This is a genomic window from Streptomyces adelaidensis, assembly GCF_016598475.1.
Taxonomy (GTDB): domain Bacteria; phylum Actinomycetota; class Actinomycetes; order Streptomycetales; family Streptomycetaceae; genus Streptomyces; species Streptomyces adelaidensis.
Window position 1 is genome coordinate 43,142 of the sequence record NZ_JAEMUX010000027.1, and the last position, 25,685, is coordinate 68,826.

The window sequence follows — 25,685 nt, forward strand, 5'->3', positions numbered from 1 at the left end:
ACGGGTGAACTCATCGGTGGGGCGGGGGAATTGATGGGCCGACGGGCTTTGAGGGGGCCCGGGGCCTTCCTGGGACGTGGGGCCTGGGGACTGGAACCTGGGGCCGAACCGGTCGCGGGACGGGCCATGGACGCGTCATCGACCGCCACGGTCCGCCGCGGCGAGCGGACCGCTCTCGCCGAGCGTCGCCGGGGACATCGGTCGCGGGTGAACGGACTCGGTGCCGGTGGACGGGCGCGGGCAAAGTGGCGCCGCCCATCGGTGTGTCGGGCCGGCGTGCCGGGAGCGGCTAGCTCTCCGACGGAGGATCGTCCGGCTGCCGGGCGACCTGTCCGCAGTCCACGGCCGCCAGCGCCTCGTCGACGCCGCCCACCGTCGCCACGGTGAGGCTGACGCCGGTGAGGTCGAGTATCCGCCGTACGGCCGGTGTCGGAGCGATGACGTAGACGCCGCCCGGGATCCGCCGTACCTCCTGGTAGATCCGCAGGATGATGTTCATGCCGGACGAGTCCATGAAGGGGACGGCGGAGACGTCGAGCAGGAAATGACGGCGGCCGTGGCGGAGTTGGTTCGCCAGATGGTGTTGCAGCTCGGTCGCCGTGTCGATGTCCAGTTCCCCCTCGATCGTGAGCAGCACGGCGTCGTCCCGAGGCAGATCGACCTTGATCGACAGGGGATTCTGGGCAACGGACACAAGGGCCTCCCACAGGCACTACGGGTCGGGCACGAGTGCCCCGACACACGGATTCGACGCATCGCCCGGCGATGCGCCCGTGCGTGTACCCATGAATCGTCCGGGTACACGGAAGCCCGCTCAGGCGACTCCCGGCTCCAGAAGCCCCGCGCGCAGCCGCTTGATGATGCGGCTGATCAGCCGCGACACATGCATCTGGGACACCCCGAGCCGCTCGGCTATCTGCGACTGGGTGAGTTCCTCGACGAACCGCAGATGCAGGATCCGGCGCTCACGCTCGCAGAGTTCGGCGATCAGCGGCGCCAACGACTGGAAGTTCTCGACGAGTTCCAGCGCCGGGTCCTCCTCGCCGATGAGGTCGCCCAGCACGGCGTCGCCGTCCTCGCCGCCGTCGGAGGTGAGCGCCGCGTCGAGCGAGGAGGTGTTGTAGCCGTTGGACGCCTTGCGCGCCTCGACGACCTCCTCCTCGGACAGGGACATCAGCTCGGACAGCTCACGCGTCGTCGGCATCCGGCCGAGCCGGGACTGCAACTCGTCCGTGGCACGGGCCAGTTCCACCCGGGCCTCCTGCAACCGCCGCGGCACATGCACCGCCCAGCTCGTGTCGCGGAAGAACCGCTTGATCTCACCGACGATGTAGGGCACGGCGAACGTGGTGAACTCCACCTCACGGGACAGCTCGAACCGGTCGATGGCCTTGATCAGCCCGATGGTCCCGACCTGGACGATGTCCTCCGAAGAGTCCTCGCGGCCACGGAAGCGCGAGGCCGCGTACCGCACGAGCGACAGGTTCATCTCGATGAGCGTGTTGCGCACGTACTGGTAGGTGCGCGTGCCCTCGTCCAGCATGGCCAGCCGGTCGAAGAACTGCCGCGACATCTCGCGCGCGTCCCTCGGCCTGACCTGCGACGGATCGTCGATACGAGGCAGTCCCGCCCCCTCCGCCAGAACCGTCCCCCGTGCCGCGGCCGTTGTCCGTGCCGTCACGGCTGCCATGCCGTCCACCCCTTTCGCCCGAAGCCTTGCTGCCACCCCACGCTTGCCCCGGTACCCGAGACTCAGTCCGAACCGGCCTCGAAAGGGACCGTGTTGCTCCGCACTCTGGCCTGAAGTCGCCGCCTGACGACCGGCGGCACCCCTTGCCTCCGCCCCGGGGCCCGCCGGCGCGGCACCACGAATGAGCGCGGCGCTGTTTGCCCACGGACTCGCGGGGCAAGCGGAGTTCCACGCCTCCGGACGGGAGGCGCGCCGGCGGCAGCGGTGTTCTGCGTACGGGCCTTGAGCGCCCGCCCACCGTTTTCCGCCGCGAGTCCCTGAAAGCGTCGTTCAGGAGCGATTCCTCATGCTGGTCAATGTGTCCGCAAACGGCTCCGGCACATCCACTCGTCTCGGTACTCCGGGCGATCCCCGTACGTCGGGCCGCCCCCGTACGCCGGGCGGCAGGGCGCACGACGACGCCCCCGACACCGCCACCGCCTTCGCCCGGCTGGCGGAGCTGGACGAAGGACCCGAGCGCGACACCGTACGGGACGAACTCGTCCGGGCCTGGCTGCCCATGGCGCACCGCATCGCCGGCCGCTTCCGCAACCGCGGCGAGTCGCTGGAGGACCTGCGCCAGGTCGCCGCGATGGGCCTGGTGAAGGCGGTGGACCGCTACGAGCCCGAACGGGGAGCCTTCGAGAGCTACGCCGTGCCCACCATCACCGGAGAGATCAAGCGGCACTTCCGCGACCGGATGTGGGCGCTCCGCGTCCCCCGGCGCGTCCAGGACCTCCGCAACAAGGTGCGCCTCGCCCGGCGCGAACTCGGCCAGACCTCCGGCGGCGCCGAGCCCTCGGTCGCCGCCGTCGCCACCCACGCGGGGCTCACGGAGGAGGAGGTCGAGGCGGGGCTGGAGGCGCTCGACAGTTTCAGCACCCTCTCGCTCGACGCCGAGACGTCCTCCGGGGACGACGGCTACAGCCTCGCCGACACCCTCGGCGCGAGCGACCCGGCGTACGACGTCGTGGTGGACCGGGAGGCTGCCAGGGAAGGGCTGCGCCGACTGCCCGAACGCGAGCGCACCATCCTCTACCTGCGCTTCTTCGAGGACATGACGCAGAACCGCATCGCCGACCGTCTCGGCCTCTCCCAGATGCACGTCTCCCGTCTCATCAGCCGCAGCTGCGCCCGCATCCGGAACGAGGCCCTCGGCCGGAACACCGACACCGCCGCCTGACCCCGCCGCCCGACCCCTTCGTCGACCCCGTCGTCCCGATCAACCAGGAGCGAAAAGAGATGCTGATGCCCCATCCCGCGACCCTGCGCGGGCTCGTCGAGGAGTACGAGTCACTCATGGCCCACGAGGGCGATCAGGGCGACCCCCGTACCGTTCGCCGCGCGCAGGACCTGGCGTACACGTTGTGCGTGTCCACGGGCACCTGTGACGTCCGCGAGGCTCTGGTGGCGGCACGCCGTCAGCTCGCCACCGCGCAGGCGGCGGTGACGGCCGAGCTGTGCGGGCACCGGGAGGGAACGGGCACGCGACTCGACAGCCATGGTCCGGGCGCGAACGGGTATGCGGCGCTTCATGAACAGTGAGGAACCGATCTGTCCCGCACCGCCGATCACACGCACGCCATGACACCGACGGAACGCCATCCGACCGGACACCACGGCACCGCTCCCGCGACAGGCCCGCCCGCCCGGGCGGCGCGGCCACCGGTCGCGATCACCAGCGCCGCGGCGGCCCGCCGCCATGTGCGGTCGTTCGTGGGGGAGCGGTGGCGTTCTCCGGCCGGGCCGCCGACCGAGGAGGCGATGATCGATCTCCTCCTCGTCGTCTCCGAACTGGTCACCAACGCGGTACGGCACGGCGGCGGCATCGCCGGCTTCGACGTCACCCTCACCCCCGAGGGCGCGCGACTGAGCGTGCGGGACTACAGCGCCGCCGTGCCCGTCGGCCTCCACGGGCCCGGAGCGCTGCCGCGCGTGCACGAGGGCAGCGGATACGGATGGCCGCTGATCAACCGGCTGTCCCGCGAGGTCGACGTCGAGCGCCGCACGGCCGGCGGCAAGACGATCAGCGTGCTGGTCCCCCTGGCCTGACGCCTTCCCGGGCCAGGCGGACGGCGGCTCGCCAGGGCGGCTCGCCAGGGCGTCTCACCAGGGCAGGAAGGCGTGGACGTCCTTGCCCCGGTCGTGCACCACCACGCCCACCTCGTCGCACAGCGTGTGGATCAGATACCAGCCGATACCGCCGCCCCCGCCCTTGCCGGGCTTGAAGGGGCGGGGCGCGGGCGTCGTGGTGCTGGTGTCCGCCAGCGTCACATGCACACCGTCGAGGGTGCGGCGCATGGTCAGCTCGAAGTGGCCCGGCGCGTACTGCACCGAGTTGGCGGCCAGCTCCGTGACCACCAGCAGGATGTCGTCCCAGTGCTCGGCGGCCGTCGGCGGGGAGGCGCGCGCGAGCGTGCTCAGGAACCCCTCCGCGACCGCGCGAGCACCCGTCACGTCGCCGAGTTCTCCGTCGAAGGCGGCGTGGTGGCTGTCGTGGATCTCCTCGGAAGGCAGTTTGTCGTCCCTACACGGCTCTGGCGCCATCTCGTCTGTCCCGGCTCGGCTCTCGGAGGCGGACACGATGTCGCATTCCCCTCCGACGCACGTGTTTCCCCCACGGCGGGTGCCTACGCGTTCGAAATCGTAGGGATGTGGAAGGCCTTCTGTGAGGCCTTGGGAGAGATGGTGTCCTTCCGGCGCCCGTCATCTGCGGGAGTACGTCCGTCACCGCCGGGAGCGCTCTACCGCTCACCCGGCGCGCCAGGCCCGCCCTCCTCGGACGCGCCGGACGCGGCCGGTGTCCGCAGGACCAGCAGTGCCACGTCGTCGTCGTTGTCGCCGGGACGCGCCCGCTCCAGGAGCAGGTCGCAGAACACGTGCAGGGGACGGTGGGCCAGCGCCGCCGCGTGCTGACGCAGCCGGGCCATACCCCGGTCGAGGGTGTGCGCCGGGGACTCGATCAGGCCGTCCGTGTACAGCACGAGGGTGGACAGCGGCGGGAGTGGGCTGAGCGTGTCGCCACGGGTCCGCGTCAGGCCCGTGCCCAGCAGGTGGTCGTGCTCCTCGTCCAGGAAACGGGACCGCCCGTCATGTGTGATCAGCAACGGTGGCGGATGCCCGGCGTTGGTCCACCGCAGCGCCCACCCGTCGTCGTCGCTCCGCTCCACCCGGCCGAAGATCACCGTCGCCATGGACGCCTCGGCCACATGCACCACGGCCTGGTCCAGCCGTTCCACCACGGCGCTCGGCGGTTCCTCCAGCGCCCAGGCGTACGCGCGGAGCATGTTGCGGACCTGCGCCATCCCGGCGGCCGCGTCGATGTTGTGCCCGACGACGTCGCCTACGGCCACAGCCGTGGACCCGTCGGCCAGTGCGAAGGCGTCGTACCAGTCGCCGCCGACCTGCGCGGACTCCGACGCGGCCGCGTAGCGCGCGGCCATCCGCAGCCCCGGCACCTCCGGCAGCTGGGGGAGCAGATGGCGCTGCATGGTCTCCGCGATGTGCCGCTGCCGTTGGTACAGCCGCGCGTTCTCCAGCGCCACCCCGGCCCGGCGGGCGATGTCCTCGAGCAGCGACAACTCGGCGCCGGTGAAGGCGCCCGGCCGGTCGCTGCGGCCCAGGGTGAGCGCGCCGAGCACCGCGCGCGGTCCACGGATCGGCGCGATCCCCGCGGAGTGCAGGCCCGTCACCCGGAACAGCTTCTGCTGGGCGACCGCTATCCCCGAGTCCGGTGGCCCCAGATAGGTCTCGGGGCCGGCCAGCGCCGACGCCGCCCCGCGCAGCGCCCGGGACAGCGGCATGGACGACTCCTCGTGCACCGGCGGCAGCGGGCCTTCCAACTCCTCGCACCGCACCACCACACCGTCGCGATGGGTCGCCACCGTGGTGCGCCAGAGATCGTCGCTCTCGGTGATCAGGTCCACGACCGCCCAGTCCGCCAGCCGCGGCACCACCAGCCGGACCAGACGCGCGATCGCCTCGTCGGAGTCCAGCGTGGAGGTCAACCGGGTCGTCGTCTCGGCGAGCAGCGCCAGCCGGTCCAGTTGCGACAGCGCCGGCGGTTCGACGGCCGTCGGCACACCGTCCTCCGGGACGGACTCGTAGAACAGGACCGCCGCGCCCGTCGCCACCCTGCCGAGCCGGCACGATGTGACCAGCCAGGTCACCGGCAGCAGCGTGGCGTCGCCGCGCCCGAACCACTCCCGGTCCCCGCCGCGCGTACGGCCGCTGAGGAAGGCGTGCATCATCGGGCACGCGGCGCGGGGCAGCGTCTGCCCGAGGCGGTCGCGGGGCAGGAGATCGTGGGCGTCCCGGCCCATGAGTTCGCCGGCCGGGCGGCCGAGCAGGACCTCGGCCCGGGCGTTCACCGCGACGATGGAGCCGTTGTCGTCCACCACGTACATGCCGGCGTGCGCGAGGTCGGGCAGCCCGTCCGGTGACCGTACAGCCAGGTGGTGCGGCGGTGAGTCGAGGTGGTCCGGACTCCACGCGCTCATGTTCGGGTTCCTCCGGCTCCGGCTGCGGACGGGTGTGTCGCACGCACCCGGTTCGGGTCCGTGCCACGCGTACGACGCACGTACGACGCGCGCGCTACGACGGGCCGTCCCGTCGCACGTCCTGCACGGATTACCCCGTCCCCGACGACCTACGCGCAACAGGCTGCCTACCTGGGCCGGTGCCGGTGCCGGTGCCCTACGGCCTCACGTCACGGCACGTCATGCCTGGGTGTGCCGTACGCAGGCGCAGACGACGTCGCGCAGGCTGCCCGTCCGCTCCAGCACCTCGCGCTGCACCCGGGCACCGTTGCCCCGCCCCATCAGCTCGGCGACGGCCTCCCGGGCCCGGTCGGCGTCACCGTTCTCGGAGAGGGCGTCACCGACGTGGTCGAGCAGCGCGCGGATCACCTCGACGGCGGGGCGTGGCCGCATCGTCGCGGGGTCCAGGAGGGTCTCCGAGAGGCCGGAGCGGGCGGCCCGCCAGGTCGCCAGCCGCAGCATCCCCGCACTGTGTCCGAGCGGCTCCCGGCCGGCCCGCCACTCGCGCGCCGCGGTGTCGACGAGCCCCCGGGCGAGGAGTGCGACGAGGACGGCGGTGTCGGGGTGCAGGCAGACGTCTGCGACGCGGATCTCGACGGTCGGATACCGCCGGGACAACCGTGCGCCGAAATAGATCATGCCCTCGTCGCGTACGACTCCCGTGGCGATCAGCTCCCCGACGTACCGGTGGTACTGCTCGGCCGAGCCGAAGATCTCCGCCGGCCCGGCCATCGGCCACCGGTCCCAGACCTGGCTGCGGTAGCTGGCGTAGAGGGTGTCCCGGCCCTGCCAGAAAGGGGAGTTGGCGCTCAGAGCCGTCAGGACGGACAGCCATGGCCGGATGCGGTCCAGGACGGCGACGCCCTCCTCGTCGGACTCCACGGACACGTGCACATGGCAACCGCAGACGAGCTGCACCTGGGTCGCCAGACCGAACTCCCGCGCCATCCACAGATAGCGGCCGTTCATGGTGATCGTCGGGCTCACGGGCAGCGGCGACGTCGCGAGCGCCACGACCGCGCCGCCGAGCCCCTCGGCATGGCGCGCCGCGTCCTTGCGGCAGCGGATGATCTCGGCTCCCAGTTCCGCCATCTGCCACTGCGGACGGGTGGCGAACTCGACCTGCTCGTCGTGGAGTTCCTTCTCGAAGACGTCCTGCCCCGCGCCCTCCTGCGCGGCCCGCGCGAGCACCGCCGCGGCCCGCGCCTGCGGCTGGCCGGTCTCTGGATCGACCAGGAGGAGTTCCTCTTCCACTCCGACGGTACGCACGTCATCCGGCCCTTCTGAGCTAGGTGGTGACAGCCGTGTGCCCTCGGACGACGCCGGGACACCTCACCGGGCGGCACGCGATGCGGCTCCGTGTACGCGGCGACGGCCCGGGTACCCGGGCAGCGCCCCACCCACGACACGGACACGGAGGAGGAGAACATGACCAGCAGCACGGAGACCGGCCACCTGACCGGCACCGCCGACAAGGACTACAACCTGATCTGGTACGTCGAGGCCTGCCTGGAGAACGCGCTGCGTCTGGAGACCTACATCCAGGACGCGGAGCGGGAGAAGGACACCGAGGTGGTGGAACTGTTCCGCAAGGCCCAGGCGGACAGCCGCAAGGGCGCGGACCTGGGCAAGCAACTTCTGCGCCGTCGCCTGGACAACTGACGAGGCTGACGCCGTCCCGCACCGGGACAGGGCGCGCGCGTCCGGGTGAGGCCGGTGGGGCGGGCTTCAGACCCGGCCCCTCTCCCGGGCCGCGCGCGAGACCCGTCCGGGCCCGGGAGACGGGCCCGGACGCGCACGTCGCTGCGGGGAGGCCACGCCCATGACCTACCGGACTGTCGGACATCGGATCACTCCCTTCGCCCGGGCCGGCAGGAGGAGGTCGGCCCTCCGCAACCAGCCGAAGCACGGCCGTGCCGCGCGCACCTGAGTCGTCACCCTGTGCTCTCGGGGTGACCAGGAGTGTTCGTTCCTCGACCTGCGGGGTGCGGGCCGCTCCGCCCACCCAGCGCCATTGTGGGCACGGCGGAGGCCGTCACGCGAGCCGACAGGAAGGACCGCTCCCTCGCGGCCGTCCCACACGTTCTCCGGCCGAGGATCAGACCAGCTGTCGCAACCACGAGTCGAGGGCTGTGAAGTCGCTGTCGGCCAGACCACGGCGGGGATCGACACGATGGAGCAGGGCTTGTCCCCGGTGGTGGGCAGCGACCCAGGCCCGATCGGTGCCGGTGACCTCGTCGTCGACCCAGGCGAACGGGCGCCCCGCAGCCCGGGCGACCAGTGCGCGGGTCTTCCAGTGCAGACCATTGCGCTCGTCCTGGTCGTCGAGGTCGGACGGCTCCGGCCAGATCACCACGGGCAGCTGCGGCAGACCGAGGAGGGGGGCGATGCACTCGTTCGCGTCAGCCATCCACGTCGTCGCCCAGACCACCTCGCACGGGAGCGCCGCCAGCCGGGGTCCGTGCTCGGGATTGATCCTGCTCAGGAGCGGATTGACGTGGGCGCCAAGCGGTTCGGGGCCCGTCGCCCAGGTCGGATACCGCTGGGACGCCGCGCCGAATGGGATGAGAGGTCCGTCGACATCGAGAAACAGCAACGGACGCTGTGCGGAGCCGGTCACGGGAGCACGATAGCGACAGACCCCGACGGGCATCGCCTCGACGGCCGAGGCCCCGCGACCGACCGCCGCGCAGGCTCTCCGAGCCGAGCGCGTCCGGCTGGGAATCGCCCGGGATGGGCTTCGGCCACGCAGAGCGTAGGAGAGAGTCAGCTTGTCGCCCGCCTCGGGCGAGAGATCGCGAGACCGTCGCCCTCGCCACGCACATCCCCGAGCAGCCGGTAGAGCTCGGCCGCACGCCGGAACAACTCCAGCTCCCGCTCCGGATCGGGATCCGGCGGTTCGTCGTTCGACGCCCCCGACGAGCGCGCCTCGAGGAACCGGGCGGGCAAGAGCCTGCCGCGCGTCAGGGCCGGTTCGCCTCGATCGCGTCCAAATCCCACCCGCCCCACCTGTCTCCTCAGCACCCTCAGCACCCTGCCCCTCTCCGCCTTCTCCGCACCCTCGCGGCAGGACGGCTCAGCGTTCCTTACGGGCTCTCCGCCGAGCGCCCAGCATCACTCGCAGCGAGCCCATCACCGGCGGTGACGCCGACCCGCGCAGCAACCGGGCGCCACGAGCGAGCGCCGCATCCGCGGTCAACAGCTCGATCTCGACGACCGCCTCCAACAACACCCCGTTGGGGTTGGCGGTGAGGGCGGGCAGCTTCCTGGCCGTCAGCAAGGAGGCGCGGGCCGCTTCGAGCTGGCACCCCACCAACTCCCGTACGCCCGACGAGTCGCGCCCCTCCGCGAGGTCGCCCTCCGTCACCGAGAAGCGTTCCAACGCGTCGGCCGGGAGGCCCAGGCGCCCTTCCGCCAGATCCTCGGCGAGGTCGTTGACGAAGTCCAGCCGCTGGCTGCCGTCGATGAACGTCCGGCATCCCGTCCGGAAGTCACCGCCGTCGTGCTCCGGGCCCAGCAGGGACGCGACCAGCATGAAGGCGGGCAGCGAGTAGGCGTCCACATAGGCCTGATAGTCGGCCTCGGTGGCGAAGCCGGCGAACTCCAACTCGGCGGTGGCGGTGGACAAGTACTCCTCCACCACCTGCCGGAGCCGCGGGTACGCCTCCGTGGTGTGCAGCAGCGTACGGATCAGCGGGTCGTCGCTCACCCCGGTGTCCAGCGCCTTGCGCACCCCCTGCTCCCATGACGCCCACGCGGAGACCCGCTGCGGCTTCGGGCCGGTGTCCAGGAGGTTGTCCCCGTGATGCATCACGGCCGTCGCCGCCACCACATGGGGCAGGACCGCCTGCGGCAACAACAGCCGGGCCGCGAGATACGAGGCACGCCGAAAACGCGCCACCGACTCCCGCTGGGCGCCGTAGTCCCGCCGCAGCTCCGGCTCCCGGATCCCCGCAGCGTCCAAACTCTGATTCCACGCGCTCATGCGCTGATCGTAGGCGGGACGATCGCACGAGCCGCACACGTACGGTTGGCCGGCCGCACATCGACGCGCCGGGTCGTCAGGCCGCTCAGGCGTTCTCGTCCTCGATGTCCTCGATGTCCTCGACGGCCAGGGCGGCCAACTGACGGGCCGTCTGCTGGATCTGCTCGTGCTGCTTGCTGTCGGTCTCCACCCGGTAGGCGCCCAACTCGATGCGGATGGAAACGTTCCCGCTGCGGACGAACATGCCGTGCGTGGATCCCGCCCATGTCTCCACTGCCTCGTCGCCGACACCGGACAGCTTCTCGACGTCTATGAAGGAGTTCTCGGCGTGGGCGGTCCAGTCGTCCTGCTCGGCTTCGGCGGCCGCCCGGCCCGAGGTGGTGGTCGTCGCCGTGTGCAGGAGGTACCTCACGTCCAGGTGGAGGTCGGCCATTTCGTTCGATGTCCACCTCGTCCAACTGCTGGCGGGATAGTTGTATCCCGTCTGCTTGGTGAGAGCATCGCCGAGCCCGCCCGCCTTCTGGTCCTTGTGGTCAAGGAGGGCGTCGCTGCGGGGCAGTTCGGTGTAGGGGTCGTCGCGGCCCTGGTAGATCGGCATGAGGGCGGACCAGCCGCCCCACCCCACGCCGGCCACGACGACCGGCGCGATGACGAGGAGAACGATTCTCCTGCCGCGTCGCTTCCGGCGTGGACCGGTTGCGGGCGCCGCTGCCGCCTTGTGGTCGTCAACAGACATGGCGTATCCCCCATTCGCGCACCGCGGGGCCGTCGTCCACGGCGGGCGGGGCGGGACGGCCCAGCTCTGCGTCCTACGTCTCAGCTGGAACACGCCAAACCTAGCGCAACGACGCACCGCCCCAAGGAACTTGAGCGCCGTGCACAGGCGCCACGCCCCGCTCGGCGGACAGCGCCGGTGTCAGCGGCCCTTGCGTACCCGGGCCGCCGCGCGGGCTTCCGCGGTCTTGCGGGCCTCGGCGGTTTTGCGGGACTCCTTCGCGGGACGGCCCGGGTGGGTGCCGATGCCGCGGAAGGGGGCGTTGCCGCCGCTGCTCCTCACCGGGCTCGGCGGGCGTTTCGCGCCGGTGATCGTGGTCAACTGCTGGTCTCCGGAGCGTACTTGGGTGACCGTCGGGCGGATCCCGGCCTCGGACATCATCCGGTTCACATCACGCCGCTGGTTGGGGGTGACCAGGGTGACCACGTTCCCGGACTCGCCGGCGCGCGCGGTGCGCCCGCCGCGGTGCAGATAGTCCTTGGCGTCGGCGGGGGGGTCGACATTGACGACGAGGTCGAGTGCGTCGATGTGAATGCCCCGCGCCGCGACATTGGTGGCCACCAGCACGGTGATCTCACCGTCCTTGAACTGGCCCAGCGTGTGGGTGCGCTGCGGCTGCGACTTCCCGCTGTGCAGGGCACCGGCCCGTACGCCGCTGGCCCGCAGATGACGGGCGAACTGGTCCACTCCGGCCTTGGTGTCCAGGAACATCAGCACCCGGCCGTCCCGCGCGGCGATCTCGGTCGCGGTCGCGTACTTGTCGGCGGCATGGATGTTCAGTACGTGGTGGTCCATCGTGGTGACCGAGCCCGCGACCTGGTCGACCGAGGCGAGCACCGGGTCGTGCAGGTAGCTCCGCACCAGCTGGTCGACGTCACGGTCGAGCGTGGCCGAGAACAGCAGCCGCTGGCCGTCGCCGCGGACCTGGTCCAGGATCTCCGAGACCTGCGGCAGGAACCCCAGGTCGCACATCTGGTCGGCCTCGTCCAGCACCGTGATCCGCACCTGGTTCAGGTGGCAGTCCCGGCGCGACACCAGGTCCGCCAGCCGCCCCGGTGTCGCGATGACCACCTCGGCGCCGGTGCGCAGCAGCGCCGACTGCCGGTTGATCGACAGTCCGCCGACCACCGTCGCCAGCCGCACCTTCAGAGCCTGCGCGTACGGCTCCAGCGCGTCGCTCACCTGCTGTGCGAGTTCCCGGGTCGGCACCAGGACCAGCGCGAGCGGCCGCTTCGACTCCGCTCGCCGGCCTGCCGTACGGACGAGCAGCGCGAGCCCGAAAGCCAGCGTCTTGCCGGAGCCGGTCCGTGCGCGGCCGAGGACGTCGCGGCCGGCCAGGGCGTTGGGCAGCGTCGCCGCCTGGATCGGGAACGGCTCCGTCACCCCGAGGCCGGTCATCGCCTTCACGAGTTCCGGCGGCAGCCCGAGCACGTCGAACGACGTGGCCGGCGGCAGCTCCGGGGACTCCGATTGAGGCGCCGGGAGTCCGTCCTGCGGCGCTGTCGCCCGCTGGGGGCGGCCGTCAGGGGAGGGGCCGGAGGCCGACGGCTTCGCGTTCATGGGGAACCTTCCTGGTCTGGCGCCCGGAACGCGCCGGGGCCCGTACCCCTTGGTACGGGCCCTGGTGGTGTCGAAGCGTGCCCCCATTTTACCAGCGGCCGCCCCGAGCCCTGCCGCCCCGACCGCCGCGGCCCAGAGGCCCGCCGGTCCGACCGCCGGTCCGGTCGGCCTCGGACCGTCCGGGCGGCGCGTCCGGTCGGCCCCTCCGGCCCGCCGATCAGAAGCTGCCGTAGTTGACCTGCCACGTCGGCAGGCCCATGCGGCGCCACACGGCGACGACGCGGTCGCGGTCGTCGAGGGAGACCCGGACCGCGAAGCGGTGGCGCACATGCCGGTCGAACAGCTCGGCCTTCACCACGTCGTCGCGGCGGTGGTCGCCGGCGGCCCGCATCCACAGCTCGTCGTACGGGACCTCGTGCGCGCGCAACCATGCCTCAGTCCGCTCGCGATGCTCCTCACCCCGCCCGGAGAGCAGGACCACGACATCGCCGTCGGCGCTGCGGAAGGAGCTCAGCGCCCCGCGCACCGACACGTTGAGCAGATCCTCCCCGCAGCGCGTGAAGTCGTACGGGCTCCGGGCGCCCCGGAGGGCGAGCGTGCCGTCGATGTCACACATGACCGCCGAGGGAAGCGCCGGGTCGGCGGTGTACGGCTCGACGGAGGGCTCGTCGTTCAGCCACTGCGCGGTGAGCCGCCAGCCGCCACCGCGGGACTTGGTGTGCTTGTCGGCGAGGAGCCGGATGATCTCCTCGCCGACCGACCTCTCCCGCTCGGCGTCGCGCCGTACGCACTCCTCCACCGGCACGTCGGTGAAGTCGTGCACGACGAACGTGGCCTGACCCGCCACCGCGGCCTTCAGCCGCTTCGGGATGTGCGGTGTCATGTGGGTGTTGTCCACCACGACATCGAAACCGCCGTCGACGGCCGCCCGCACCGCCGCGTCCTGGATGGCCAGCACGGTCTGCTCGTGCGCGTGCGACCGGCCCCGCTCGGGCGCCGGGATGTCGAGCATCGCCCGCAGATCGTCGAGGTTGACGCGGCGCATCCGGCCCTCGGACTCCGCCTGCAGCCTGCGCGCGGCGGTCGTCTTTCCCGAGGCCGGAAGCCCCGTCATGACGTGTACTACGGGCACGGTCAGTTCTCCTCGTCGGTCTTGAACGGGTCGGATGCCTCCGGCCGGGTGGAACGGTAGGTCACGAGCTCGGTCGGGCGCCCGTCCAGGCGCAGGAACATGGCGGGGCGCAGGGCCGCGTCGGGCAGCGCTCGCACGGCGCGGGCGAAGGCCCCCCGGTCACCGACGAGAGGGGCAAGCGACCGGAACGCCTCGTCGATCGCGCCTTCGCGGTCGGCCACCTGCTTGTCGATGCCCGCGATGACACCGCGCACCCAGGCGTCGAACTCGTCGGGCACCTGCTCGAGCAGCGCGTCCAGGGGCCTGCCGTCGGAGGCGCCGATGTCCTCGGCCGAGCAGCCGAGCGCCTGGGCCACCTGCTTGGCGGGCAGGCCCGCGAACCGCTGGATGCCGTGACCACGCCAGATGTCCCGCTCGGTCACGCCGGTGAGCACCTTGTGGAGCCGGACATACTCGGAGAACTTCGCCTTGGCCCGGACACCCGAGGCGAAGCGCAGCACGAAGCCCTCCGCGTCGGTGCCCGTGGCGGCCTCGCCGCCGGGCCGCCGGTTGGTCTCGGCCATGGCCAGCAGCTCGGCGAGCGGCATCGCGGGCCAGACGGTGACGACCGAGCCGATGCCGCTCCAGCCGGTCGCGGCCTCGGACAGGGCGACCTCGGTGCCGTCCTTGGCGAACGCGGCCAGCAGCACCACGTCCCGGCGGTCGCCGTAGTCGACGACGATGCGGTTCTGCGGGTACAGGATCTCGGCTAGGTAGGTCACCCCGGGAACGAGGCCGGACGTGTCCTTCCCGTCGAGCAGCCGCTGCGCCCAGGTGGCCTGCGTGCTGATGAACGACCCCTTGGACGCCACCCGCCAACGGCCGGCGTAGTGGAACACCACGGCCAGGCTGCCGTCGACCTTGTCGTACACCTCGAACGGCTCGTCGGGGAGGCGGGACGCGTACGGCTGACCGGCCTCGTGCTCACCGACGTTGAAGAACTTCGGCAGCGGCAGCGCGACGATCTCACCGGTGCCGTCGTCGGCCACGAGGCCGCGGCAGCGTGTGGTCACCCGGTTCCACACCCGCTCGTACTGGCATGTCCTCGTGTACGTGTAGATGGACAGCGGCAGTTCCGGGTGCGGCTTGCGCGTGACATGCCCCGCGTCGAGCGCCGCCGCCAACTCCTGCGGCGGCAGCAACTCATGAAGAGTCAGGTGGGCCTGGCTCATGTGTTCCTCCCCTTGCTGGTCCCTGATTGTCACGTGGGCAAGGGCCCGTGAACAGCGATTTTCTCTCGGCCCCGGAGGCACGCCGGTCCCCTGCTGGTACCAGCTGTTACCATCGGGGGCATGGCGAAGACACAGGCGGGCTGGCGGGTCGACGAGGAGATCGTGGAGCTGGCCAAGGCCCGTGCCAAGGACCGGGGTCTGACCGTCGGCGAGTACGTCGCCGCCCTCGTGCTGGACGACGCCGAAGGGCTGCGCCGCCGAGGCCTGGACGCGGCACGGCGATTCCTCGACGAGCACCAGTCGGTGTTCGACGAGGCCGAGGACGCCGATCGTCATGTCCGCGGGGCGCACGCCGCGTAATGGATGTCCACGCCGATGTCCCCTGGATCCTTCAGGTCGTGGAGATCGCGGGAGCCGGTGATCCGGCCCCCGACGACTACGGCGTGCCGGTGGCCGCGGTCGCCTGCCACAAAGCCGAACTGCTGGAACAGCCCGTCTATGACGGCCCCAACGCCCGCGCCGCCGCCCTGATGCACGTCCTCGGCCGCTGCCGCTGGCTGGAGCGCTCCAACATGGCCGTGGCCGCCGCCACCGGCGTCATGTACCTGGAGGCCTCCGGAATCCCGGTCAAACCCACCCGCGAGGACGCCGTCGCCCTGCGCGACCTGCTACGCGACCCCGCCTGCACCGCCCCGAGGATCGCCGCCCTGCTCCGCACCTGGCCGCGAGCGACCTGAACCCCGGTCGTCGTGCCTCCGCGTCCCCAAGTGTCCGAGATTCGATGAACCGTGTAACCGTACGAGACGTACTCCTGAGCGATCCCGGCTGATCTCGGCGTGACCGCGGCCGTCCGGCCCGGGCGTCCGAGGGCGCCAGCCGCGGTCGGTGTATCGGCGGTGCGGAACAGGGAGGAGGCCGGTCTCATGGAGGGTGCTCCCGTGGCCGAAGCTCCGTTCTGTGGAGGAGGGCGCTTGACGACTGGAGAGAATCTCGTCCGCGAGCGGGCCGAGGAGAGGGTGGACGGCGGAGGTGACGCGGCGCCGTCGGTGGAGGAGTTGCTGACGCTGCACGGCCAACCCGTCCTGGACTACGCGGCGTTGTGCACCGGGCCGAGCCCGGGTGCCGCGCAGCGGCTCGCCGGGCAGGCGTTCCGGAACACCTACGGCGACGCGGCGTCGCATGCCGGCTCGGGCTTCCCATGGCGGCCCCGGCTGCTCGCTGCGGTCCTCGCAGCCGCCCGGCAGTGGAGCACCGGCGACAACCGTCCGCTGCTCCACCCGGAGTTGCGGGACGGCGGAACCCATAAGGGGCGCCGGGCGGCGGCGCCGGCCATCACGTACGGCACCGGCGACAGAAGCCTGGTGCTGCACGCCTTCCGGAGCCTGCCGGACCGCACCCAGGCACTGCTGTGGCACACCGAGGTCGAGGCGGAGGACATCGAGGCGGTGGCGTCCCTGCTCGGCGCCGAGCCCTCCCTGCTGAACTCCGAGCGCGCCCGCACCCTGTTACGCGACGAGTGCGTGCGGGCCCATCTCGACCTCGCGCCCCGCGAGCAGTGCCGCCGCCTCAACCGGCTCATCGACGTCCATGCCGGCCCCGGCGCCGGCGGGATGATGGCGGAGGTACTCGAACACCTCGACGGCTGTGGCCACTGCCGGGCGGCGGTGGACGAGCTGGACCAGTCACCGCACCGGCTGCCCGCCCTGCTCGCCGAGGCCGTCCTGGGATTCCGTGCGGCGGACTATCTCACCACCCGGCCCGCCCGTCGGACGGCCGCATCGGCGCACGCCCGCGCGGAGCCTGAGCCAGGACCCGTGGACGCCGAGGCCGAGCCGACCACCGCGGCCGCCCCCGCACCCCGGCCGCGCCGCCGCTGGCCCCTGCTCGTCGGCATGGGCGTGGTGCTGTGCGGCGTGATCGCGGCGACTCCCATGGCACTCAGCGGAACCGAGGTCGTCCTCGACAGGGCGGGCGGGCCCACGCCCGGACTGACCCCGCTCCCGTCCGATTCCCTCCCCGTGTCGTCAGCCGACCCCCAGCCGCCGGATGCCTCCACGGCGCCCGGCGCGAGCGAGGCCCTCGCCACACGGCTGCACAACACGAGGACCGGGCTGTGTCTCGACGTGGCCGGTTCGGCACAGATGGCGGGCGCGCTCGCGGTGACGGCCCGGTGCGGGGGATCGGCGACCCAGCTGTGGCGGTTGGAGGACGGGGGACGACTGCGGAACCAAGCGGCCCCCGACCTGTGTCTGAACGCCGAACCGGCCGGCAGCCTCGCCTTACGACCGTGTGCTGACCCGTCCGACTCGTCCGACTCGTCCGACTCGGACGGCCCGGACGGTGGACAGTCCGGCGACACGCGGTACGACCTGGCGGCCGACGGCCTCCTCACCCTCGTCGCGAAGCCCGGAGTGGCCGTGACGCCCGGGCGCCGTTCCGTGGGGTCGATCATCTTCCTGGAGCCGGTCCCGCAGGACAGGGTCCGCAGATCCCAGCGCTGGAGCACCGACGAGGCGTCCGACGGTGCCACCTCGCTGTCGCAGTCCGTTCGGGACACCTCGGCCGCCGCCGGATGAGGGCGACGACGGCCCCGCCCGGCGGCGATCACCTGTGAAGACGGTCGAAGCTGAACGGAGTCAGCGGGGCGGGCCGGTCGCCGGTCACGATGTAGTCGGTGAGGTGGTGGCCGGTCGCCGGGCCCAGGGTGACGCCGAGCATGCCGTGGCCCGTCGCCGCGAAGGCGTTGGCGTGACCGGGAACACGGTCGATCACGGGGAGGCCGTCCGGGAGGAAGGGGCGTCCGCCGACCCAGGGGTCCCGGATCAGGCCGACCAGGTCGTCCGGGTCGTCGAACCAGCGGCCCAGGTAGTGCCGGCTGGCCAGCGCGACGGCGACGACGCGCCGCCAGTCGAGCCGGTTGTTGTTGCCGCTCAGCTCCATCGTCCCGCCGATCCGCGTCGTACCGCCGATCGGCGAGGCCACGGCCCTGCGTTCACCGAAGTACAGCGTGTGGCGTGGGGCCGGGTCGAGGTCGACCGAGAAGCTGTACCCCTTGCCCGCCTGGAGCGGCAGCCGGCAGCCCAGTCGCCCCAGCAGGTGTGCGGAGCGCATGCCCGCCGCGACGACCAGCGCGGCGCACGGCATGTCGCCCTGGGTGGTGGTCAGCGCCACGACCCGCCCCCCGGCGGAGCGGAACCCCGTCACCTCCGCGTTCTCGTGGACCTTCACGCCCAGCCCCGCGAGCGCCGCCCCCAGTCCGCGTGAGAACGCCTCCGGGTCCACCACCCCCTCTCCCTCCACGAGATACGCCGCACGCACCCGGGGCGACAGCGCCTGGTCCAGCAGCCGGGCCTCGTCACCGGCGACGATGTCGTCCGGCAGCGGATAGCGGCCGTCCGCCATCTCCCGCTGAACCGCCAGGTGGTGCCGGGCCTCGGCGGGCGACAGGAACGCGTGGACCATTCCGGGACGGGTCAGGGTCGTGTCGACCCCCGTCTCGCGCAGCCCGTCGAAGAGGTCGAACGTGTCGCGGTTCAACTCGGCGACGGCCGTGTACCCGTGACGGAAAGCCGCCGGTGTGCTGCTGCGCCAGAACCGCCACAGCCACCGTACGAACGCCGGATCGGGGAGCGGCCGCAAGTACAGGGGGGAGTCGGGGCGGCCCAGCGAACGCAGGGCGTAACGCACCACGCCGGGTGCCGGCACCGGCGTCGAGTGGCTGAGGCACACCCATCCCGCGTTGCCCCGGGACGCCCCGGAGCCCAGGGCGCGCCGCTCGACGACCTCGACCGGCACACCGGCCCGGGCCAGGTAGTACGCCGTGCACAGTCCCACGACACCGCCGCCCACGACCACGACCGGACTGCCCCCGCTCAGACCCGCGGGCCCGGCGGTCATGACGTCGTCCCGTACGACGCGAGGAACTCCTGTGTCCTGGCCTGCGCCGGGTTGTCCAGGACGTCCTGCGGCGCGCCCTCCTCGACGATCTGCCCGCCGTCGACGAAGACGACGTGGTCCGACACCTCGCGGGCGAAGGGCAGTTCATGGGTGACCAGGAGCATCGTCATCCCGTCGGCGGCGAGTTCCCGCATGACGCTGAGGACCTCGCGGGTGGCTTCCGGGTCAAGGGAGGACGTGGGCTCGTCGAAGAGCAGGACCTCCGGCTGGAGCGCGAGAGCCCGCGCGATGGCGACACGCTGCTGCTCGCCGCCGGACAGCTGCTCCGGCCGGGCGAGCCCGCGGTGGGCCACCTTGACCCGGCGCAGCAGCGCGACGGCCCGTTCCAGTGCCTGCTGTTCCGGGACACCCGCCCTGCGCTGGGCCAGGACGACGTTCTCCACGGCTGTCAGATGCGGGAAGAGATGGAACCGCTGGAAGACCATGCCGACGGTGCGCCGCAGCCCGGGCAGGTCGCGGCAGACCGTCCGGCCGCCGCTGTGCACGACCTCTCCGGCGACCTCGACCGTGCCCGCCTCCGGCCGCTCCAGCAGGTTGACGCAGCGCATCAGGGTCGACTTGCCGCCACCGCTCTGGCCGATGACGCTCACGATGCGGCCCCGGTCGACCTCCAGGTTCACCTGGTCGAGCACCCGCCGGCCGTCGAAGGACTTGCAGAGCCCCTCGATCCGTATGACGGCCTCGCTCGGTACGAGACCTGGTGCCGGGCTCGGTAGGGATGCCTCCGACGCGGTCGTACGCGCGGTGATCACGGGCTCCGTCATACCGCCGACTCCTTCCGGACCGTGGGCCGAGCGAGATCGGCCGCGAGCAGCTCATGGGCGGCCCGTACGCGCCGCCGTCGCAATGGGGACAGGGGGATGCCCGCCCGTACCTTCCGTTCCAGCAGCAACAGCAGCTGGGAGAGCGGGTAGCACAGGGCGAAGTAGACGGCCGAGATGACCAGGTAGACCTCCAGCGCGCGGAAGGTGGCCGAGGTGATGAGCCGCCCCTCGGACATCAGCTCGGCGGCGGAGACGGTGACCAGCAGGGAGGTGGACTTCAGCAGGTCGACCAGCATGGTGTTGGTGCCGGGCAGCGCCAGCCGTACCGCCTGGGGCAGGACGACATGGGCGAAGATGCTCGCCCTGCCGAGCCCCAAGGCCTCCCCGGCCTCGGTCTGTTCGGCGTGAACCCCGCTGATCGCGGAGCGGAAGATCTCGGAGAGGTAGGCGGCGTAGAAGACGATCAGACTCAGGCAGCCGGCCGTGAACACGTCCAGCTTGATGCCGGCCGAGGCCAGGCCGAAGTAGGTCAGGAAGATGATGGCCAGCAGCGGGACGTTCTTGAACACCTCCGTGTAGACAGCGGCGACGGCGCGGGCGGGCCATGCCCTGCTCAGTCTGAGCAGGGCCACGGCCAGGCCGAGCGCGACCGCGCCGACGAAGCTCACCACCGTGTAGGAGAGCGTGCGGCCGAGCGCGTCGAGCAGGTCGGACCGGTAGTCGGTCCAGGGGACTTGGAAGAGAGCGGACATGTGTTTCCTCACGAATTTCCGCGCCGATGGCGCCGATGCCGCCGATTGTGCTGATCGCGCTGACCGCGTTGACCGCGCTCACTCAGCGATGGACGGGGCCTTCCAGTCCTTCGGCCGGTCCACGCCCTGACGGGCGGCGGCCATGCCCTCGGAGGGCTTGAGGAACTGCTCGGGGTCACCGCCGTACTTCTTGACCAGCTTCGCCAGCTCGCCGCTCGTGTACATGGCGTCGATCTGCGCCGAGATCGCCTTCTCCAGCTTGGTGGCCTTCTTGGGCAGGTAGAAGCCGGTCTGGTACGGCTGGAAGTACTCGTACGCGGGCTTGGCCTTGACCTGGGCGGCGGTCGGCGGGGTCAGATACTGGGTGCTGATCTTGATGTCGGGGCGTTCCTGCTGCGCGGCGATGATGATGAGCGGGTCGAGGAACCCGACATCGACCCGGCCCGCGCCGAGGTCGTCGAGGACGCCATTGGCGTCGGGGTAGGCGTGCAGCTCGGCGCCGGGTACGGCCTGGATCGACTTGACCCACACATAGCCCTCGACGGTGCCGAGGTTCAGGCCCTCCAGGTCGGCGACCGTCTTGTACGTCTTGCCGTTGCGGACGGCCATCGCCGGGGGCGAGTAGTAGGGCGGGTCGGTGAACAGGCCCTGCTTCTGCCGGTCGGCGGACCAGGCGACGCCGCCGATGGTGATGTCCACGCGGCGGGACTGCACGCCGGCAAGCATTCCGGCGAAGTCCGTGACCTCGGGCTCGATCTGGAGGCCGAGTCTCTTGGCGACGGACGTCAGGATGTCGCCGTCCAGTCCGACGATCTTCCCGTCCTTGACGCTGGTGTACGGCGCGTACGGCTGCACCGCCACTTTGAGGACGCCGGAGGTGAGCGTGTCCAGCGCGGCGGCCTCCGCGGACACGTTCTTCGGCGCGTCGTCGCCCGAGCCGCAGCCGGCTGTCGATGAAAGCAGGAGTACCGCGGACACAGCGGAGAGGAACGATCGAAGGGAACGCACACGGGTCATCGGCTGAGGCCTTCCGTACGGCAAGGGACGCTGAAGCAGGCAGGAAGAGGCGGGGGGAAGAGGAGAGAGGGAGGGGAGGGGGAAGGAGGGGGGAAGGGAGGGGAGGGGGAGGCTGAAGGAGTCCGAAGCGGTCCGAGAAACCCGCCGATCACCGCGCTGGGACCACGGCAGGTATGTGATGGAGCCATACGGTAGGCACGGCCGCCTCCCACGTCACCGTCCACCTCGTACGAACTTGTGGCTGAAATCGTCCCCCGCCCTGTACGGTGCGTCCAAACGCGGCCCGCCCCCGGACGGGAGGAACGCAGGTGCTGAGCCCATCCCTCGCCCAGGAGATCGCCGGCGACACCACAGCGGTCATCGGCTTCAACGTGCTGATCACCGATGCGCAGGGCACGGTCATCGGCAGCGGTGACAGCAGCCGGGTCGGCAGCTTCCACGAGGCGTCCGTCGAGGTCGTCCGTACCAAGGAGCCCGCCACGCACACCGCCGAGCAGGCCCAGCGGCTGCGCGGGGTGCGGCCCGGGGTCACTCTGCCGCTGGTCACCGGCGGCCAGGCCGTGGGGACGGTCGGAATCACCGGAACGCCCGCCCAGGTACGCCGCTTCGGGCTGCTGGTCAAGCGTCAGACGGAGATCCTGCTCAGGGAATCCGTGATGCTGCGCTCCCGGCTGCTCGCGGAGCGGGCGGCCGAGAAGCTGCTCGGCGACATCGCCTCCTACGACCCCGAGGTCGTGGAAGGGGAGTTCCTCATGTTCCGGGCCGCCGAACTGGGCTTCGACCTGCGGCTGCGCCGGGTGGCCGTGGCCTTCGAAGTCACCGTGCCGGACCCGGGCGCCCGCCGGGTGGGCGCCTCCACCCAGGACATGGCGCTGGTGCGTTCGGAACTGCTGCGGACGGTCCGCGAGGTCTTCGCCGACCCCCAGGACATCGTCGCCTCCACGGCCCCCGGCTGGATCGGAGTGCTGCACCGGCTTCCGCCCACGCGCCCGATGGAGGCCCTGGTCGCCGAGTGCCGCCGGGTCGCGGACGTCATAGCCGCACACGGCGGCTTGACAGCCAGGGTCGGCATCGGCGAACCGGCGGCGTCCGTCGGTGGGTTGTACGACTCCTACCACGACGCCTGCGACGCACTCCGCCTCGGCGCCCGCCTCGGAGATCCCCTCACCTCAGCGCGCCCGAGCACGGGAGGGGGTGGCTCCGCCGCCCCCTCCGTCCATCTGATCACCGACCTACGAGTCCCGCAGGTACTGGCAGCGGTGGGCCAGTCCGCCCGCAACCGCCTGCTCGACTGCACCGCGGCCCAACTGCGCGCCCAGCCGGACTGGCCGGTGCTGCGGGACACCGTCACCGCATGGTGCGAGAGCGGCTTCAACCTCGTACGCGCGGCCGAGGCCCTCCACATCCACCGCAACACCGTCGTCTACCGGATGAACAAGATCGAGCAACTCACCACCCGCCCCCTCCGCGACCACCGCACCACCATGGCCCTGTACCTAGCCTGCCTGGCGGACCAGTTGGGCAGCGGAGCGGACGCGGCCGAGGGGTGATCCTCGACTCACCCGCTACGCCCGCCCACCCACCCACCCGCGCCCGCTCGGGAGACCGAGGGTCAGTTCGGCGGGTCTGGTGGGGGCGGGGAGTCGTAGGGGGAGGAGGAGCCGCCCGTGGACGGTACGCCGTACGGTCCACGCTCTCTGTACGGTCCCGAGGCCCCGTACGGAGACGGGGCGCCGTAGCCCGGTGCGTACGGCTGAGCAGGCAGGCTCGGGGGCGGGGCGATGCGCTCCGGGCCTCGGCGCCGGGCCAGCCACAGCACCAGCGCGGTGTAGACCACCGTCACGAACATGGCGACGACGGCTCCTTGCCAGGGCGCGTCGGCCGAGGTCTCGTCGGAGGACAGCCCGTCCACCACGGCGGCGCCGAAGCTGAGGGCCAGCACGTTGTTCAGTACGTGCAGGGCGATGCCCGCCTCGAGTCCGCCGGTCCGCGCCGCCAACAGTCCTGTCGCCAGGCCGAAGACCGCCAGGTCGACGAAGCCCCACACCGTGCCCCAGCCGTGGGCGGTCGCGAAGAGCAGCGACTGCGGCAGCGCCGCGATCCACGGCGACCGCACGAACGCCCCCGCCGCCTGCGTCAGCCAGCCCCGGAACACGTACTCCTCCGCCGCGGCCTGGAACGGCACGATCACCGCGAGTACGGCCATGGCGGTCAGGAAGGGGCGCCATCCCACGAATGTCTCAGCCGAGGCCGCGTCGGTCTCCAGTCCGGGCAGGAGCAGCGGAAGCAGGACCAGCAGGCTGACGGCCGGCGCCGCGGCGAGCAGACACCACCCCAGCCAGCGGACCCGCAGTCGCCCGGTGACCGACGAGACGGTGCCTGCCGGACGCTTGCCGATCCACCGCACGACCAGCAGCACCAGCGGCAGGGCGACGGCTACGCTCGCGAGTTCGAGGGCCAGGTTCGCCACCGGGCCGAAGTCGACGCCCCCGTCGGGCGATTCCGGGTAGCCGGCCACCGTTCCCGCCCCGTAGGAGACGACGATCAGCGCGAGGAGGATCGCGAACCACCCGCCGCCGACCACCACAGTGCCGAGTACGGGCCGCCACCAGCGGTGGCGGCCCGTGTACCGGGCCATTCGGTGATAGGGAAGCGCGTTGAGGAGAGGCGCGGGTGTCATGGGATCAGCATTCCGGCACTGCTCGGGCGTGACGTCGACCCTCGGCATGATCATTGGATCCATCCCTGGGTGGAGATCGTTCTCGGCCCGCGTCGGCGGGCCGAGGCCGTGGGCGGCAAGGCGGCAAGGCATCAAGGCGTCGGGGCGGCAAGGCATCAAGGCGTCGGGGCGGCAAGCGTCGAGGCATGAGGGCGTCAAGGTTGTGCCGCCCGTTCAGCAGTCCAGGTGATCTCGCGCGTCCCGGAGGCGCGGCCTCTGACCTCAGCCGGCAGCTTCATCCCTGATGACGCCACCCACCCACAGGTCCCGTTCCCACGACGCGCGGCCGGCGGCGGCCGACGCGCAACCGGCGGTGGACCCGTGGTGTCAAGGCTTCCGCGCCACGGCGCCCAGTTGGGGTACGACCTTGGGCCGGTCTCCGGGCTCGGGGCGCCACAGCGAGCACGAGACGAGTCCCGGCTCCACGAGCGTGAGGCCCTCGAAATACCGGCCGATCTCCTCGCCGCTGCGCGCGGTGACGGGCGGTTTGGCGTTGGCGTTCCAGAATTCCATCGCCTGGAGCTGGAGGTCCCCGCCGAGTTCGGGCTCGGTGGTGGGGTGGGTGAGCACGAGGAAGCTGCCGGGGGCGAGCGCGTCCAGGAGCCGGCGGGCGATCGCCAGTGCCTCGGTGTCGTCGAGGACGAAGTTGAGGATGCCGAGCAGCATCAGTGCGGTGGGCTCGGTGAAGTCGAGTGTCCGGCCGGCGATGCGCAGGACGGTGTCCGGGTCGTGTGCGTCGGCGTCGATGTAGGCGGTGGCACCCTCCTCGGTGCTGGTCAGCAGAGAGCGGGCGTGCGCGAGAACGATCGGGTCGTTGTCGACGTACACGACTCTCGACGCGGGTGCGATGCGCTGGGCGATCTCGTGGGTGTTCTCCAGAGCCGGCAGGCCGGTGCCGATGTCGAGGAACTGGCGTATCCCGCGTTCCTCGGTGAGGTGGCGCACGGCACGGCTGAGGAACGCGCGGTCGGCGAGCGCGATGCCGCGGATGACGGGAATCATGTGGGCGACGCGATCCCCGATCTGTTGGTCGACCGCGTAGTTGACCTCGCCTCCCTGCCAGTAGTTCCACACGCGGGCGTTGTGCGCCGTGCTGGTGTCGGGCCGCTTCCCCGGGGTGCCGACGGCCTTGCTCTCGCTCACGTCATCCTCTCCCCGTACGCCCAAGAGTCCGATGCCGCTGGGTAGTTGGTCCCAGGTGCGGCGTGACGGTGAGCGCCATTCTGCCCGCGCCGGGGCGGGCCCGGCAGTGGAAACGGCTGGCCGGGGATCGCCGTCCTCGGGGCCTCCCCGCCCTGGTCGGCTGGCGAGACCGCCCCACCCCCGAGGCTCCAGGATTCCCGCATTCCGCGCAGGATTTCCATATTCCGTTCGCGAGTCGCTTATTCAAATTCGCTCCCTTTTCCCTCCAGTCCCTGGTGAATCTTCGGTTTTCGCGAGGTGGTTCCGGGCAAGTCAAAATCCCGTCAGCAACGCGATCGGTGTTTTCAGGACTTTATCCGCCGGGCGAACCAATAAATCGTTTCTCCATATCTACGATCGCAAG

25 protein-coding genes are annotated in these 25,685 nt (G+C 71.4%); 8 read left to right on the forward strand and 17 right to left on the reverse strand.

Features of this window, described 5'->3' with window-relative positions:
* Window positions 1-289: 289 nt before the first annotated feature.
* Window positions 290-694, reverse strand: coding sequence for an STAS domain-containing protein (locus tag I8N67_RS17955; protein WP_200304130.1), 405 nt, complete (start codon window positions 692-694; stop codon window positions 290-292).
* Window positions 695-814: 120 nt separating this feature from the next.
* Window positions 815-1,690 carry an RNA polymerase sigma factor SigF gene (locus I8N67_RS17960; protein WP_234045864.1) on the reverse strand — a complete coding sequence of 292 codons (876 nt, stop codon included), beginning with the start codon at window positions 1,688-1,690 and terminating at the stop codon, window positions 815-817.
* A gap of 346 nt (window positions 1,691-2,036) precedes the next feature.
* Between I8N67_RS17960 and I8N67_RS17965 the strand changes: the two genes are divergently transcribed.
* From I8N67_RS17965 to I8N67_RS17975, 3 genes are read left to right on the forward strand one after another with little or no spacing between them, the layout of a single operon-like run.
* Window positions 2,037-2,912: a SigB/SigF/SigG family RNA polymerase sigma factor gene (locus I8N67_RS17965; RefSeq protein ID WP_200304131.1), complete on the forward strand. Its 876-nt coding sequence runs from the start codon at window positions 2,037-2,039 to the stop codon at window positions 2,910-2,912.
* Between the two features lie 59 nt (window positions 2,913-2,971).
* Window positions 2,972-3,274 carry a DUF5133 domain-containing protein gene (locus I8N67_RS17970; RefSeq protein ID WP_200304132.1) on the forward strand — a complete coding sequence of 101 codons (303 nt, stop codon included), beginning with the start codon at window positions 2,972-2,974 and terminating at the stop codon, window positions 3,272-3,274.
* Between the two features lie 39 nt (window positions 3,275-3,313).
* Entirely contained in the window at window positions 3,314-3,781 is a 468-nt protein-coding gene (locus I8N67_RS17975) for an ATP-binding protein (RefSeq protein WP_200304133.1), read from the forward strand.
* Window positions 3,782-3,835: 54 nt separating this feature from the next.
* Here I8N67_RS17975 and I8N67_RS17980 read toward each other — a convergent pair whose 3' ends face one another.
* The 3 genes from I8N67_RS17980 to I8N67_RS17990 all read right to left on the reverse strand — a co-directional run bounded on the left by I8N67_RS17980 (window position 3,836) and on the right by I8N67_RS17990 (window position 7,536).
* Window positions 3,836-4,276, reverse strand: a complete 441-nt coding sequence (locus I8N67_RS17980) for an ATP-binding protein (protein ID WP_200304134.1) — start codon at window positions 4,274-4,276, stop codon at window positions 3,836-3,838.
* A 197-nt stretch (window positions 4,277-4,473) separates the two neighbouring features.
* Window positions 4,474-6,228, reverse strand: a complete 1,755-nt coding sequence (locus tag I8N67_RS17985) for a SpoIIE family protein phosphatase (RefSeq protein ID WP_200304135.1) — start codon at window positions 6,226-6,228, stop codon at window positions 4,474-4,476.
* 219 nt (window positions 6,229-6,447) lie between these two features.
* The gene (locus tag I8N67_RS17990) at window positions 6,448-7,536 is read right to left on the reverse strand and encodes a glutamate--cysteine ligase 2 (RefSeq protein ID WP_200304136.1); all 1,089 of its coding nucleotides are present in this window, start codon (window positions 7,534-7,536) and stop codon (window positions 6,448-6,450) included.
* A gap of 159 nt (window positions 7,537-7,695) precedes the next feature.
* Here I8N67_RS17990 and I8N67_RS17995 point away from each other — a divergent pair, with 159 nt between their 5' ends.
* Entirely contained in the window at window positions 7,696-7,929 is a 234-nt protein-coding gene (locus tag I8N67_RS17995; protein ID WP_200304137.1) for a hypothetical protein, read from the forward strand.
* A 436-nt stretch (window positions 7,930-8,365) separates the two neighbouring features.
* Here the strand turns inward: I8N67_RS17995 and I8N67_RS18000 are convergent, their stop codons facing one another.
* The 6 genes from I8N67_RS18000 to I8N67_RS18025 form a co-directional block, all read right to left on the reverse strand.
* A complete protein-coding gene (locus tag I8N67_RS18000) occupies window positions 8,366-8,887 on the reverse strand; it encodes an HAD domain-containing protein (protein ID WP_200304138.1) in 522 nt (173 codons plus the stop codon).
* A gap of 456 nt (window positions 8,888-9,343) precedes the next feature.
* Entirely contained in the window at window positions 9,344-10,252 is a 909-nt protein-coding gene (locus I8N67_RS18005; protein WP_200304139.1) for a squalene/phytoene synthase family protein, read from the reverse strand.
* Between the two features lie 85 nt (window positions 10,253-10,337).
* Entirely contained in the window at window positions 10,338-10,988 is a 651-nt protein-coding gene (locus I8N67_RS18010) for a hypothetical protein (protein WP_200304140.1), read from the reverse strand.
* A 180-nt stretch (window positions 10,989-11,168) separates the two neighbouring features.
* Window positions 11,169-12,587, reverse strand: a complete 1,419-nt coding sequence (locus I8N67_RS18015; RefSeq protein WP_200304141.1) for a DEAD/DEAH box helicase — start codon at window positions 12,585-12,587, stop codon at window positions 11,169-11,171.
* Window positions 12,588-12,804: 217 nt separating this feature from the next.
* Window positions 12,805-13,719, reverse strand: a complete 915-nt coding sequence (locus I8N67_RS18020; RefSeq protein ID WP_200304142.1) for a phosphatase domain-containing protein — start codon at window positions 13,717-13,719, stop codon at window positions 12,805-12,807.
* 2 nt (window positions 13,720-13,721) lie between these two features.
* Window positions 13,722-14,930 carry a T4 RnlA family RNA ligase gene (locus I8N67_RS18025; RefSeq protein WP_200304143.1) on the reverse strand — a complete coding sequence of 403 codons (1,209 nt, stop codon included), beginning with the start codon at window positions 14,928-14,930 and terminating at the stop codon, window positions 13,722-13,724.
* 120 nt (window positions 14,931-15,050) lie between these two features.
* Here I8N67_RS18025 and I8N67_RS18030 point away from each other — a divergent pair, with 120 nt between their 5' ends.
* From I8N67_RS18030 to I8N67_RS18040, 3 genes are all read left to right on the forward strand, one after another.
* Window positions 15,051-15,290, forward strand: a complete 240-nt coding sequence (locus tag I8N67_RS18030) for a hypothetical protein (RefSeq protein ID WP_200304144.1) — start codon at window positions 15,051-15,053, stop codon at window positions 15,288-15,290.
* Window positions 15,290-15,667: a fic family toxin-antitoxin system, toxin component gene (locus tag I8N67_RS18035; RefSeq protein ID WP_200304145.1), complete on the forward strand. Its 378-nt coding sequence runs from the start codon at window positions 15,290-15,292 to the stop codon at window positions 15,665-15,667. Before I8N67_RS18030 ends, I8N67_RS18035 begins: the two co-directional genes overlap by 1 nt.
* A 234-nt stretch (window positions 15,668-15,901) precedes the next feature.
* The gene (locus I8N67_RS18040; RefSeq protein WP_234045866.1) at window positions 15,902-17,506 is read left to right on the forward strand and encodes a ricin-type beta-trefoil lectin domain protein; all 1,605 of its coding nucleotides are present in this window, start codon (window positions 15,902-15,904) and stop codon (window positions 17,504-17,506) included.
* Window positions 17,507-17,534: 28 nt separating this feature from the next.
* Here the strand turns inward: I8N67_RS18040 and I8N67_RS18045 are convergent, their stop codons facing one another.
* From I8N67_RS18045 to I8N67_RS18060, 4 genes are all read right to left on the reverse strand, one after another.
* Entirely contained in the window at window positions 17,535-18,827 is a 1,293-nt protein-coding gene (locus tag I8N67_RS18045; protein ID WP_234045867.1) for an NAD(P)/FAD-dependent oxidoreductase, read from the reverse strand.
* A complete protein-coding gene (locus I8N67_RS18050) occupies window positions 18,824-19,651 on the reverse strand; it encodes an amino acid ABC transporter ATP-binding protein (protein WP_200304147.1) in 828 nt (275 codons plus the stop codon). The genes I8N67_RS18045 and I8N67_RS18050 overlap by 4 nt, the downstream gene beginning before the upstream one ends.
* Window positions 19,648-20,403 (reverse strand): amino acid ABC transporter permease, encoded by a 756-nt coding sequence (locus I8N67_RS18055; protein ID WP_200304148.1) that lies wholly within the window; start codon window positions 20,401-20,403, stop codon window positions 19,648-19,650. Before I8N67_RS18055 ends, I8N67_RS18050 begins: the two co-directional genes overlap by 4 nt.
* A 78-nt stretch (window positions 20,404-20,481) precedes the next feature.
* A complete protein-coding gene (locus I8N67_RS18060) occupies window positions 20,482-21,381 on the reverse strand; it encodes a substrate-binding periplasmic protein (RefSeq protein WP_307835268.1) in 900 nt (299 codons plus the stop codon).
* 347 nt (window positions 21,382-21,728) lie between these two features.
* Between I8N67_RS18060 and I8N67_RS18065 the strand changes: the two genes are divergently transcribed.
* Window positions 21,729-22,970, forward strand: coding sequence for a CdaR family transcriptional regulator (locus tag I8N67_RS18065; RefSeq protein ID WP_200304150.1), 1,242 nt, complete (start codon window positions 21,729-21,731; stop codon window positions 22,968-22,970).
* A gap of 62 nt (window positions 22,971-23,032) precedes the next feature.
* Here the strand turns inward: I8N67_RS18065 and I8N67_RS18070 are convergent, their stop codons facing one another.
* Both I8N67_RS18070 and I8N67_RS18075 read right to left on the reverse strand, forming a co-directional pair.
* Window positions 23,033-24,100, reverse strand: coding sequence for a CPBP family intramembrane glutamic endopeptidase (locus I8N67_RS18070; RefSeq protein WP_234045868.1), 1,068 nt, complete (start codon window positions 24,098-24,100; stop codon window positions 23,033-23,035).
* A gap of 366 nt (window positions 24,101-24,466) precedes the next feature.
* Window positions 24,467-25,282, reverse strand: coding sequence for an SAM-dependent methyltransferase (locus I8N67_RS18075; RefSeq protein WP_200304151.1), 816 nt, complete (start codon window positions 25,280-25,282; stop codon window positions 24,467-24,469).
* Between the last annotated feature and the right edge of the window lie 403 nt (window positions 25,283-25,685).